Raw genomic sequence first — 12,463 nt, 5'->3', positions numbered from 1 at the left:
GTCGAGCGCCGCGCCCAGCCGCGTGACGGCCGCGGGGTCCTCCACCCGGCCGAGGTCCCGGCGGCCCTGCGCGACCAGCGCCTCGGCGTCGTCGAGCCGGCCGGCGTCCAGGGCCGCCCGGGCGCGGTCCACGGTGTCCTCGATGCCGCGCACCTCGGCCTGCTGCGGGTGCAGCAGCCGGGTCAGCGACCAGAGCGGGCTGCCCGGTCCGGCGTCCCGGCTGCCGATGCCGAGCCCGGAGACCAGGGCCAGCAGCGCCACGGCGGCGGCCGCCAGCCGCAGCGTCCAGGGGCGGGGGCGGCGGGCCGCCCGCCGCACGGGCGCCTCCTCGGCGGGCGCCGGCGCGCCGGGGCGTACCGCGGTGGGCGGCTCGTCGGCGAGCTCGGCCCGCCAGAGGGCGAGCACCCCGGCGAGCGCATCGCCCTCGGGCGCGGCCTCGCCGCGACCGAGCGCGTCGAGCAGCGCGTCGTCGCGGGCGATGGTCCCCAGGTCCATCGCCTCGTCGCCGTCGCCCGGCGTCCGCCCGGTCATGCCGCCACCTCGTCCAGTGAGCCCCCGGCCAGGGTACGGAGCCGGGCCAGGGCCCGGGACTGGGCCATCCGGACCGCGGCCGCGGACATGCCGACGATGCCGCCGACCTCCTCGGCGGACAGCCCCGCCGCGACCCGCAGCAGGATGATCTCCCGCTGCACGTCGGGGAGCCGGTCGAGCAACGCGGAGAGCCGCCGGGCCAGGTCGCTCGCCACGGCCTGCTGCTCCGGGCCGGGCGCGGCGTCCGGCCGGTCGACCGGGGCGTCGGTGGGGGTGACCGCGGCGTCGCGGACGGCGGAGCGCTGCGCGTCGGCCACCTTGTGTGCGGCGATGCCGTAGACGAACGCGGCGAACGGCACGCCCTGCTCGCGGTAGCGGGGGAGGGCGCGCAGCACGGCCACGCACACCTCCTGGGCCACGTCGTCGGCCGTGGTGTACGCGCCGCCCACCCGGCCCAGCCGGGCCCGGCAGTAGCGGACCAGCCCCGGCCGTACGCCGACGAGCAGCTCCTCGACCGCCGCCGGGTCGCCCGCGGCGGCCCGGCGGACGAGCTCGGACTCGATCACTGTCGTCATGGCGTTCGTGGAACATCCTCATCGCCGGCCGGTTTCCGGCACGTTATCCACACCTCCGGGGTTTTGCATAGCTCGCCGGTCGTCCCCGGCCCGTGACGGAAAGTAGTTGTTGCGTCCGGTCGACCCCACCCGATGTCCCAGGTGAGACACGAAGGGAGGGGAACGATGGGCGTCGAGGTCGCGGTACGCGGACTGACCAAGTCCTTCGGCGGGCACCCGGTCTGGTCGGACCTCACCCTGACCCTGCCCGCCGGGGAGATCTCCGTCCTGTTGGGACCCTCCGGCACCGGCAAGTCCGTGTTCCTCAAGACGCTGGTCGGCCTGCTGAAGCCCGACCGGGGGTCCGTCCTCATCGAGGGCCGGGACCTGCCGAAGCTCTCCGAGCGCGAGCTGTACGAGGTCCGCAAGCTGTTCGGCGTGCTGTTCCAGGACGGCGCGCTGTTCGGCTCGATGACCATCTACGACAACGTGGCGTTCCCGCTGCGCGAGCACACCCGCCGGTCGGAGTCGGAGATCCGGGCCGTGGTCACCGAGAAGCTGGAGATGGTCGGCCTGGTCGGGGCCGAGCACAAGCTGCCCGGCGAGATCTCCGGCGGGATGCGCAAGCGGGCCGGCCTGGCCCGGGCGCTCGTCCTCGACCCGCAGATCATCCTCTTCGACGAGCCGGACTCCGGGCTGGACCCGGTGCGCACCGCCTACCTCAACCAGCTCATCGTCGACCTCAACCAGCGCACCGGCGCGACCTTCCTGATCGTCACCCACGACATCAACACGGCCCGGACCGTGCCGGACAACATCGGGCTCATCTACCACGGGCACCTGGCCATGTTCGGGCCGCGGGAGATGCTGCTGTCCAGCACCGAGCCGGTGGTCCGGCAGTTCCTCAACGCCCAGCGGATCGGCCCGATCGGGATGGCCGAGGAGAAGGACGCCGAGGAGCTCGCGGCCGAGGCGCAGGCCGGGGTGGAACTCCCGCCGCTGCCGCCGATCCCGCTGCAACTGCCCGCGTCGGACGGGCGGCCGCGCCAGGCCGAGCGCCCGCCGGGCCAGTGGTGCCGTGAGCACGGCGTCACGCCGCCGCCCGGGTCGTTCGAGGGCCGCTGGGCGGCCGACCCGAGCGAGGAGGTGGCCGTGTGAACGCGCCCGCCGCCGCGCTCCGGAACACCGGTGAGTTCTTCGCGTTCTGCCTGGACACGCTGCGCGGGCTGGGCCGCCGGCCGGTGCAGGTCCGCGAGTTCGTGCAGCAGGCCTGGTTCATCAGCTCGGTGTCCATCCTGCCCGCCGCGCTGGTCTCCATCCCGTTCGGCGCGGTCATCGCCCTTCAACTCGGCTCGCTGGTCCGCCAGCTCGGCGCGCAGTCGTTCACCGGCGCCGCCTCCGTGCTCGCCGTCGTCCGCGAGGCCGGCCCCATCGTCACCGCGCTGATCATCGCCGGGGCCGGCGGCTCGGCCATCTGCGCCGACCTCGGCGCCCGGAAGATCCGCGAGGAGCTGGACGCCATGCAGGTGCTCGGGATCGACCCGATCCACCGCCTCGTGGTGCCCCGGGTGCTCGCCTCGATGCTGGTCGCGGTGCTGCTCAACGGCCTGGTCAGCGTGGTCGGGGTGACCGGCGGCTACGCGTTCAACGTGGTGCTCCAGGGCGGCACGCCCGGGGCGTACCTGGCCAGCTTCCAGGCCCTCGGCCAACTGCCCGACCTGGTGGTCGGCGAGGTGAAGGCGCTGCTGTTCGGCGCCGCCGCCGCGCTGGTCGCCAGCCACCAGGGGATGAACGCCAAGGGCGGGCCGAAGGGCGTCGGCGACGCGGTCAACCGCAGCGTGGTGATCACCTTCATGCTGCTGTTCGCGCTGAACTTCGTGGTCACGGCCGTGTACTTCCAGGTCGTCCCGCAGAAGGGGAGCTGACGTGGCGGTTCTCCGGTATCTCGACGACCTGGGCGGGCAACTCGCCTTCCACCTGCGCGCCCTCGCCTGGGCGCCGCGCACCCTGCGCCGCTACCGGCGCGAGGTGGTCCGGCTGCTGGCCGAGGTCAGCTTCGGCACCGGCGCGCTCGCCGTGCTCGGCGGCACCGTCGGGGTGATCTGCTTCCTCACCTTCTTCACCGGCACCGAGGTGGGGCTCCAGGGCTACCAGGCGCTCGACCAGATCGGCAGCAGCGCCTTCACCGGCTTCGTCTCCGCGTACTTCAACACCCGGGAGATCTCGCCGCTGGTGGCCGCCCTGGCCCTGTCGGCCACCGTCGGCTGCGGGTTCACCGCCCAGCTCGGCGCCATGCGGATCTCCGAGGAGGTCGACGCGCTGGAGGTCATGGGTGTGCCCTCGCTGCCCTTCCTGGTCACCACCCGCATGATCGCCGGCTTCATCTCGGTCATCCCGCTGTACGTGGTGGGGCTGCTCGCCAGCTACCTGGCCACCCGCACCATCGCGGTCGGCTACTTCGGGCAGTCCGCCGGCACCTACGACTACTACTTCCACCTGTTCCTGCCGCCCGAGGACGTGCTCTGGTCCTTCGGCAAGGTGCTGGTGTTCAGCGTGATCGTGGTGCTCGTGCACTGCTGGTACGGCTACACCGCCCAGGGCGGGCCGGCCGCGGTCGGTGTCGCCGTCGGCCGGGCCGTGCGGACCGCGATCGTCGCGGTCAACGTCGTCGACTTCTTCCTGTCCCTGGCCATCTGGGGCGCCACCACCACCGTCCGGATCGCGGGGTGACCATGCGACACCGTCTGCTCGGCCTCGTCTTCGTCGCCCTGCTCACCGCGGCGCTGACCGCCGCCGTGCTCCAGTACCGCGGGGCGTTCACAACGGTCGACCGGGTCACCCTCCGCGCCGACCGCGCCGGCCTGCACCTCCTGGAAGGCGCCGACGTAAAGGTACGCGGGGTGGTGGTCGGCGCGGTGCGCTCGGTGCGCAGCGACGGGCACGGCGCGGAGATCGGGCTGGCTCTCGACCCGGCCACCACCGGCCGGATCCCCTCCGACGTGACCGCCCGGCTGCTGCCCAAGACCCTGTTCGGCGAGCGCTACGTGGAACTCGTCCCGCCCGCGGGCAGCACCGCCGGGCCCATCCGCGACGGCGCGGTGATCACCCAGGACCGCAGCCGCACGGCCGTCGAGCTGGAACGGGTGCTCGACGAGGCGTTGCCGCTGCTCCAGTCCGTCCGCCCCGACCAACTGGCCACGACCCTCGGCGCGATCACCACCGCCCTGGAGGGGCGCGGCGACCGGCTCGGCGCGAACCTGGCCCGGCTCGGCGCGTACCTGCGGCAACTCAACCCGCAGCTGCCGACCCTCACCGAGGACCTGCGCCAGCTCGCCACCGTGCTGGACAGCTACGACGCGGCGCTGCCCGACCTGCTCGCCCTGCTGCGCGACGTGACCGTCACGGCCCGGACCGTCAGCGACCAGCGCGACCAGCTCGCCGCGTTCCTCGCCGACACGACCGACACGGCCGACACCGCCCGCGGCTTCCTGGACCGGCACGGCGACCAGCTCATCCGGCTCGGCCAGGTCAGCCGCCCGGTGCTGGAGCTGCTCGCCGCGTACGCGCCGGAGTACCCGTGCCTCGTGCACGGGCTGGTCGACCTGCAACCCCGGGTCGAGGAGGTCTTCTCCGGCGGCCGGATGCACATCACGCTGGAGGTGACCCGCGACGGCGGCCCGTACGAGCGGGGCCGCGACGAGCCGGTCTACGCGGCCGGCGGGGGCCCGGACTGCCGCGGCCTGCCGAACCCGAAGGTGCCCGCGCCGGAAGTGGCCGTCGCCGACGGCTACGACTACGGCGGCACCCGTACCCCCAAGCCCCTGCCCGTGGGGGTGCCGGCCGGCGGGGCGCCCGCGGCGCCGCCCTCCACCGAGATGGGCCGGGCCGGCACCGGCGAGGAGCGCGCCCTCGTGAAGCCGCTCGTCGGCGGGCTCACCGGGACACCGCCCGCCGAGGTGCCGGACATCGCGGTGCTGCTGTGGGGCCCGCTGCTGCGCGGAGCGGTGGTGACCACCCGATGACCGGGAAGACGACCCCCGCGCTGGTCAAGCTGCTGGTGTTCGCGGCGATCACGCTGCTGGCCACCGGGCTGCTCGCGCAGACCCTCGGCGCGTTCCCGCCCGACGGCACCACCTACCGGGCCCGGTTCACCGACGTGACCGGCCTGCTCGCCGGCGACGACGTGCGGATCGCCGGGGTGCGGGTGGGCAAGGTGGCCGACATCCGGGTGGTCGACGACACGACCGCCGAGGTGGCCTTCACCGTCGACCGGACCGTGCCGGTGGCCGTCGGCGTGCGCGCGGCCGTCCGCTACCGCAACCTGGTCGGGCAGCGCTACCTGGCGCTGACCGAAGGCCCCGGCGACCCCCGCCCGCTGCGCCCCGACGGCCTCATCCCGCTCAGCCAGACCAAGGCGGCGCTGGACCTGACCGTGCTGTTCAACGGCTTCCGGCCGCTGTTCACCGCGCTCGACCCCGCCGAGGTCAACAAGTTGGCGTACGAGATCGTCCAGGTGCTCCAGGGCGAGGGCGGCACCGTGGCCAGCCTGCTGCGGCGCACCGCCTCGCTGACCAGCACCCTGGCCGACCGGGACGCGGTGATCGGCCGGGTGGTCACCAACCTCAACCAGGTGCTCGGCACCCTGGCCGGCCACGACCGCGAGCTGGACCAGACCGTCACCCAGCTCCAGCAGTTCGTCTCCGGGCTCTCCGCCGACCGCACCGCCATCGGCGAGGCGCTGGTCAGCCTCGGCGAGCTGACCGACACCACCGCCGGGCTGCTGCGCCAGACCCGGCCGCCGCTCGCCGCCGACGTCCGCGCCCTCGACGAGCTGGCCGGCACGCTGAACCGCAACTCCGCCGCCATCGACGCCACCCTGGGCCGGCTGCCGCAGCGCTACGAGGCGCTGACCCGGGTCGCCTCCTACGGCTCCTGGTTCAACTTCTACCTCTGCGACTTCGACGGCCGGCTCGCCGTCGACGGCCACGCGCCGCTCACCGTGCCCGGCGTCGACGCCACGGCCGCCCGCTGCGCCACCGGAGGTGCCCGGTGAGACCATTCCGCGAACGCAACCCGGTGATCGTCGGCGCGGTCGGGCTGACCGTGCTCGTCGCCGCCCTGCTCGGCGCGTTCCAGCTCGACCGGATCGCCGCGCTCACCGGCCGGTCGTACGCGGCCGCGTTCCACGACGCCAGCGGCCTGGCCACCGGCAACGAGGTCCGGGTGGCCGGCGTGCGGGTCGGGCAGGTGACCGCCGTCGAACTCGCCCGCGGGCCGCAGCCGCACGTGCGGGTCCGGTTCCGGGTCGACGACGACGGCGTACGCCTCGGCCGGGACACCGGCGCGACCATCCGGATCAAGACGGTGCTCGGGCAGAAGTACCTGGCGCTCGCCCCGGCCGGCCCGGGGAAGCTGCCCGAGCGCGGGCAGATCCCGCTGGAGCGCACGGCCGCCCCGTTCGACGTGGTGCAGGCCGTCACGGGCCTCGCCGACACCCTCGACAAGGTCGACACCGACCAGCTCGCCCGGGCGTTCACCACCCTGTCGGAGACCTTCGCCGACACCCCGCCCAGCGTGAACACCTCGCTGACCGGGCTGTCCCGGCTGTCCCGCACCGTCTCCTCCCGCGACGCCGAGCTGCGCACCCTGCTGTCCCGGGCCCGGGGCGTCACCGGCGTGCTCGCCGAACGCGACGAGGAGTTCCGCAAGCTGGTCACCGACGGGGAGAAGCTGCTCACCGAGGTCAGCCGGCGGCGGGACGCCATCCACCAGCTCCTGGTCGGCACCGACCAGCTCGCCACCCAGCTCTCCGGGCTGGTCGCCGACAACCGCACCCGGCTGGAACCGGCGCTGCGCAAGCTGCGCGACGTGGTCGCCGTGCTGCAACGCAACCGCGACGACCTGGAGCAGACCATCCGCCGGATGGGCCCGTTCGTCACGGCGTTCGCCAACGTCGTCGGCAACGGGCGCTGGTTCGACTCGTACGTGAACGGGCTGCTCCAGCCGTACCTGCCCGCCGCCACCGGAGGTCGCTGATGCCCGGTCGGATCCAGCGCTGGCGGCGACCGCTCGCCGCGGCCACCGTGCTGCTCACCGCCGTCGCCGCCGGGGCGGCCGTGTGGCGCCACCAACCACCCGACCGGCGGGTCGTCGCCTACTTCACCCGGGCCGTCGGCGTCTACGCCGGCTCCGACGTGCGGATCCTCGGCGTCCGCGTCGGCGAGGTCGAGAAGGTGGTCCCGCAGGGGCGGGTGGTCCGCGTCGAGATGCGCTACGACCCGGAGCTGCGGCTGCCGGCCGGCGCGCAGGCGCTCATCGTCCCGCCCAGCGTGGTCAGCGACCGGTACGTGCAGCTCACCCCCGCGTACACCGGCGGCGCCGAGCTCGGCGACGGCGCGCGGATCCCGGTCGACCGGACCGCCGCGCCCATGGAGATCGACGACATCTACGCCGCGCTCGACGAGTTCAACCGGACCCTCGGCCCGCGCGGCGCCAACGCCGACGGGGCCCTGTCCGACCTGGTCGCCACCGGCCGGGCCAATCTGGACGGCAACGGCGCCGACCTGCACGACACCCTCGACGGGGCCTCCCGCGCGCTGACCACCCTGTCCGCCGGGCGCGGCGACCTCTTCGGCACGGTGGCCAACCTGCAACGTTTCACCACCACCCTGGCCCGCAGCGACCAGCAGGTACGCCGCTTCCAGCAGCAGCTCGCCGACGTCGCCGAGCAGCTCGCGGGGGAGAAGGAGGAGCTGGCCCGGGCGCTGCGCAACCTGGCCGCCGCGCTCGGCGACGTGACCACCTTCGTCCGGCAGAACCGGACCGCGCTGACCTCGAACGTCACCGCGCTGACCGACATCACCCGGGTCCTGGTCCGCCAGCAGCGGGCCGTCATCCAGATCCTCGACGTGGCGCCGCTCGCCATCGGCAACCTCAACCTCGCCTACAACCCCCGCTCCGGCACCCTGGACACCCGGGACAACCCGCTCGGCCCGTACGACCCGGCCACCTTCGCCTGTTCGCTCATGGCCGACCAGCTTCCCGTCGCCGAGGTGCCGGCGATCTGCACCAAGCTCGCGCAGACCCTGCGCCAGCGCGGGCTGCCCCTCACCGACCAGCTGCGCAAGCTGCTCAAGCTGCCGCCCGGCGCCCCGGCGGGAGGCGGGTCCTCACCGGGATCCATCAGCTCCCCCGGTGCGCCGACCGCCGACGAGGCGCCGGGCGGCCCCTCCATCCCGAGCGACCCGACGCTCGGCGGCATCCTGCGAGGCCCGGCGTGAGCGCCCGGCGGACCGGCGGGCCCCTGCTGGCCGGCGTGCTGGCGGCGGCACTGCTGCCCGCGGGCTGCGGTCTGCCCGAGGTCGCCGACCTGCCGCTGCCCGGCGGCCGGCCCGCCGGACCCGGCTACACGGTCACCGCGGAGTTCGGCGACGTGCTGGACCTGGTGCCCCGGGCCGCCGTCAAGGTCGACGACGTCACGGTCGGCAGCGTCGAGAAGATCTCCCTGGACGGCTGGCACGCCCGCGTCCGGCTGCGCATCGACCGGTCCGTGCGGCTGCCGGCGAACGCTACCGCCGCCGTCCGCCAGAGCAGCCTGCTCGGCGAGAAGTACGTGGCCGTGGCCCCGCCACCGGCCGAGCCGGCCCGCGGTGACCTGGCCGACGGCGACCTCATCCCGCTGTCCCGGACCACCCGCGGCGCCGAGGTGGAGGAGGTCCTCGCCGCCCTGGGCCTGCTGCTCAACGGCGGCGGCCTGGCGCAGCTGCGCACCATCAACGCCGAGCTGAACCGGGCCCTCGCCGGCCGCGAGCCGGAGCTGCGGGACACCCTCACCCAGCTCGACACCTTCCTCGGCGGGCTGGACCGGCAGAAGGCCGACATCGTCCGCGCGATCGACGCCCTCGACCGGCTCAGCGGCCGGCTGGCCCGGCAGCGGCAGGTCGTCGGCGACGCGCTGGACTCCCTGGCCCCGGGCCTGACCGTGCTGGCCCGGCAACGAGCCCAGCTCACCAAGGCGCTCACCGCGCTGGGCCGGCTCGGCACCGTGGGCACCCGGGTGGTGGAGCGCAGCCGGGCGGACACGGTGGCCGCCGTGACCGCCCTGCAACCGATCCTGGAGCAGCTCGCCCGGGCCGGCGACGACCTGCCGAAGTCGCTGGACTTCATGCTGTCGTACCCGTTCCCGCCGAACGTCACCGGCGCGATCGTCGGGGACTTCGTGAACCTGTCGATCACCGCCGACCTGGACGCCGCCACCATCCTGGCCAACCTGGTGGCCGCCGCGCCGGCCCCGGCGCCGCGGACGTCCCGGCCGGCGACCCCGACCACGCCCCGGCCGCCCGCCGGCGGCGGCCCGAGCCGGCCCGGCACCAGGCCCGGCGGCGGCATCCTGCCCGACCTGCCCGACCTGCCGCTGCTCAAGTGCCTGCCGGACCTGAAGAACTTCCCGGCCATCTTCACCCCGCCGAAGGAGTGCGGCCTGCCGGAGGGCTGCAAGCTGCTCAAGCCGGGCTCCACCGTGCCGCTGGGTGGCCTGCTGCTGCCCAAGGGCCTCGTGCCGCGGGGCACGGCGCTCCCCGCCGGCACCGAACTGCCCGACGGCACGGTGCTCACCGCCCAGTGCGTGCTCCCGCTGACCGGCGCCGTCACCGGCCAGATCGGCGACCTGACCGACGTGCTCGGGGGAGGGCTGATCCCATGATCGGACGCACCGTGAAGCTCCAGGTGCTCGCCTTCGTACTGGTGAGCATCCTCGGCGTCGGCTACGTCGGCGTCCGCTACGTCGGCCTCGGCGAGCGGCTGTTCCACACCGGCTACGTCGTCCACGTCGACCTGGCCCGCGCCGGCGGGCTGTTCGCCAACGCCCCGGTCGCCTACCGCGGCGTGCCCGTCGGCCGGGTCACCGCGGTCGCCCTGCGCGGCGACGGGGTCCGCGCCGACCTGCGCCTCGACCGGGGCGTCCGGGTTCCCGACGCGCTGCGCGCCGTGGTGGCCCAGCGCTCCGCCGTCGGTGAGCAGTACCTCGACCTGCGGCCCGAGCGCGACGGCGGGCCGTACCTGGCCGACGGTGCGGTGATCCCGGCCGACCGGACCGGCCTCCCACTGGCCCCCGAAACCCTGCTGACCAACCTGGACGCGCTGGTCCGCTCGGTCGACCCGGAGGACCTGACCGTGCTCGTCACCGAGCTGGGCACCGCGTTCGACGGCAACGAGCAGGCCCTGGCCCGGATCCTCGACGCCGGGGACGCCCTGCTCACCGAGGCGGACCGGCGGCTGCCGGAGACCCTCGCGCTGATCCGCGACGCCCGGACCGTGCTGACCACCCAGGCCGAGTCCAGCGAGGCGCTGCGCCGCTGGTCGGCCGGGCTGGCGCAGCTCGCCGCCACCCTCCGCTCCGCCGACCCGGACCTGCGCCGGCTGCTGGCCGGCGGACCGCCCGCCGGGGTCGAGCTGCGAGCGCTGCTGCGCGGCCTGGAACCCGACGTCGGCGTGCTGCTCGGCAACCTGGTCACCGTCAACGGGATCGCCGCCCGGCGGCTGCCCGGCATCGAGCAGCTGCTGGTGGTGTACCCGATCGCGGTGGCCGGCGGGTACACCGTCACCCCCGGCGACGGCACCGCCCACCTCGGCCTGGTGGTCAACCTGGGCAACCCGCCGGCCTGCGTCTACTCCGGAGGCGCCACGGCGTGCGACGCCGGCGAGCGCGCCGCCGGGGCGAGCGTGCGCGGCGCCGGGAACGCGCCCCGGCCCGGCGGCGCCGACCCGGCACCCCCGCCCGAGGCCGACCGGGGCGGCGACCCGGGGTACGACCCGGCGACCGGCCTGGTGCTCGGCGCCGACGGCCGCCCGCTGCAGTTCGGCGGCACCGGCGGTCAGTACCGCACGGCCGGGGCCCAGTCCTGGAAACAGCTGTTGCTCGCCGGGGTGACCCCGTGACCGGCGTACCCGAGGAGGTGGCGGTGCCCAGCCGTAGGAACACCACGTTGAAGGTCATCAAGGGCGCGAAGGCCGGCGGCCCGACGGTGCCGCGCCGCCGCCTGGTCAACCGCGCGGTCCCCGCATCCGACGAGCCCATCGAGCGGGTGCTGGAACGGCTCGACCGGGAGCCGGTCGAGGACCCCGTCGAGGCCGGGGACCTCACCGTCGTCGGCGATCCGGCCGAGGTCGAGGACCTGCCCGGGCCCGATCCGGAGCCCGCCGACCCGGACGCCGACGCCGAGCCCGCCGGCACCGCCCCGCCCCGGCGGCGCCGGGCGCTCATCGCGCTGCTCGTGGTGCTGCTGGCCGCCGCCCTGGCCGGCGCCGGCGTGCAGGGCCACCGCTGGTACGTCGACCGGGCCACCGACCAGGCCCGCCGGGCGGCCGTTGCCGCCGCCCGGCAGGCCGCCGTCAACTTCGTCTCGGTCAGCGCATCCAGCGTCGACCGGGACCTGAGCCGGATCACGGCCGGCGCCACCGGGGACTTCAAGGACGAGTTCACGCGCGGCCAGGCCCAGGTCCGCGCCGCCGTGGTGGAGAACAAGGTCCAGTCGCAGGGCAGCGTGCTGCGCGCCGGGATCGTCTCCGGTGACCGGCGGCACGCGGTGGTGCTGGTGGCGGTCGACGCCACCGTCCGCAACGTCAAGTCGCCCGACGGGCGGCCGTCGCACTACCGGATCCAGCTCGACCTGGTCCGGGACCGGGACTCGGGGGACTGGCTCGTGACCAGGCTCCAGTTCGTCGGATGACCGACAGGAGGAGACCGATGCGCCTACCGACCGTCCTGCGTCGACCCCGGCTGCGGCCCGTGCCGCTGCTCGCCGTCGCGCTGCTGCTGGCCGCCGCCGTGGCGGTGGCCGGCTGGACCGCCGACCGCCGCGCCGGCCAGCGCGACCAGGCCGTACGCCAGGCCCTGGCCACCGCGCCGGCCGCCGCGAAGGCCCTCTTCTCCTACGACTACCGCACCTTCGACGACAGCGTCGCCAACGGCCGCACCTTCGCCACCGGGGCGTTCGCCGACGAGTACGCGCAGACCACCACGGCGCTCAAGGCGACCGCCACGAAACAGCAGGCCGTGGTGCTCGCCGAGGTGTCCGCCACCGGCGTGGTCGACGCCCGGCCGGATCGGGTGGAGCTGCTGCTCTACCTCAACCAGTACCGGCGCAACGTGACCACGGCGGGGGAGAAGGTGGACCAGAACCGGGTGGTGCTCACCCTGGTCCCGGTGCACGGCGAGTGGAAGGTCGTCCAGGCCACCGCCATCTGACCGGCGGGCTTGCCGGCGTCTGCTAGCAGTGGCGGTGTGTCCGTTCCCGACCATCCGCCTGCACAGGCGGAAGCACCCGTTGCGCCGATGGACTCCTGCGCCGGCGCGACCAGAATGACCAGCGAGGCGGAGG

Annotated in this window: 13 protein-coding genes; 11 read left to right on the top strand and 2 right to left on the bottom strand. The window is 74.8% G+C overall.

The window, feature by feature from the left end:
* The coding region (locus tag F8274_RS09170) for an anti-sigma-D factor RsdA (RefSeq protein ID WP_225853685.1) at positions 1-531 on the bottom strand (531 nt) is incomplete at its 3' end.
* Complete coding sequence (gene shbA, locus F8274_RS09165; RefSeq protein ID WP_151461849.1) at positions 528-1,106, bottom strand: RNA polymerase sigma factor ShbA; 579 nt, start codon at positions 1,104-1,106, stop codon at positions 528-530. The genes F8274_RS09170 and shbA, both read right to left, overlap by 4 nt.
* Before the next feature lie 165 nt (positions 1,107-1,271).
* On the opposite strand from shbA, the gene F8274_RS09160 reads away from it, so the two are divergent.
* From F8274_RS09160 to F8274_RS09110, 11 genes are read left to right on the top strand one after another with little or no spacing between them, the layout of a single operon-like run.
* The gene (locus tag F8274_RS09160; protein ID WP_151461848.1) at positions 1,272-2,243 is read left to right on the top strand and encodes an ABC transporter ATP-binding protein; all 972 of its coding nucleotides are present in this window, start codon (positions 1,272-1,274) and stop codon (positions 2,241-2,243) included.
* The gene (locus tag F8274_RS09155; RefSeq protein WP_151461847.1) at positions 2,240-3,010 is read left to right on the top strand and encodes an ABC transporter permease; all 771 of its coding nucleotides are present in this window, start codon (positions 2,240-2,242) and stop codon (positions 3,008-3,010) included. Before F8274_RS09160 ends, F8274_RS09155 begins: the two co-directional genes overlap by 4 nt.
* A 1-nt stretch (position 3,011) precedes the next feature.
* Positions 3,012-3,815 (top strand): ABC transporter permease, encoded by an 804-nt coding sequence (locus tag F8274_RS09150; RefSeq protein ID WP_151461846.1) that lies wholly within the window; start codon positions 3,012-3,014, stop codon positions 3,813-3,815.
* 2 nt (positions 3,816-3,817) lie between these two features.
* On the top strand, positions 3,818-5,107 hold the full coding sequence (locus F8274_RS09145; protein ID WP_151461845.1) for an MCE family protein: 1,290 nt from the start codon (positions 3,818-3,820) through the stop codon (positions 5,105-5,107).
* Positions 5,104-6,138 carry an MCE family protein gene (locus F8274_RS09140; RefSeq protein ID WP_151461844.1) on the top strand — a complete coding sequence of 345 codons (1,035 nt, stop codon included), beginning with the start codon at positions 5,104-5,106 and terminating at the stop codon, positions 6,136-6,138. The genes F8274_RS09145 and F8274_RS09140 overlap by 4 nt, the downstream gene beginning before the upstream one ends.
* Positions 6,135-7,121 (top strand): MCE family protein, encoded by a 987-nt coding sequence (locus tag F8274_RS09135; protein WP_151461843.1) that lies wholly within the window; start codon positions 6,135-6,137, stop codon positions 7,119-7,121. The genes F8274_RS09140 and F8274_RS09135 overlap by 4 nt, the downstream gene beginning before the upstream one ends.
* Positions 7,121-8,365, top strand: coding sequence for an MCE family protein (locus F8274_RS09130; RefSeq protein ID WP_151461842.1), 1,245 nt, complete (start codon positions 7,121-7,123; stop codon positions 8,363-8,365). The genes F8274_RS09135 and F8274_RS09130 overlap by 1 nt, the downstream gene beginning before the upstream one ends.
* Complete coding sequence (locus F8274_RS09125) at positions 8,362-9,786, top strand: MCE family protein (protein ID WP_225853684.1); 1,425 nt, start codon at positions 8,362-8,364, stop codon at positions 9,784-9,786. The genes F8274_RS09130 and F8274_RS09125 overlap by 4 nt, the downstream gene beginning before the upstream one ends.
* Positions 9,783-11,021 (top strand): MCE family protein, encoded by a 1,239-nt coding sequence (locus F8274_RS09120; RefSeq protein ID WP_151461841.1) that lies wholly within the window; start codon positions 9,783-9,785, stop codon positions 11,019-11,021. The genes F8274_RS09125 and F8274_RS09120 overlap by 4 nt, the downstream gene beginning before the upstream one ends.
* Entirely contained in the window at positions 11,018-11,812 is a 795-nt protein-coding gene (locus F8274_RS09115) for a hypothetical protein (protein WP_151461840.1), read from the top strand. The genes F8274_RS09120 and F8274_RS09115 overlap by 4 nt, the downstream gene beginning before the upstream one ends.
* Positions 11,813-11,829: 17 nt before the next feature.
* A complete protein-coding gene (locus F8274_RS09110) occupies positions 11,830-12,330 on the top strand; it encodes a hypothetical protein (RefSeq protein ID WP_151461839.1) in 501 nt (166 codons plus the stop codon).
* Positions 12,331-12,463 lie beyond the last annotated feature (133 nt).

It is taken from the genome of Micromonospora sp. AMSO31t (assembly GCF_008868175.1).
Lineage (GTDB): Bacteria > Actinomycetota > Actinomycetes > Mycobacteriales > Micromonosporaceae > Micromonospora.
This window is presented reverse-complemented; position numbering and strand designations above follow the sequence as displayed.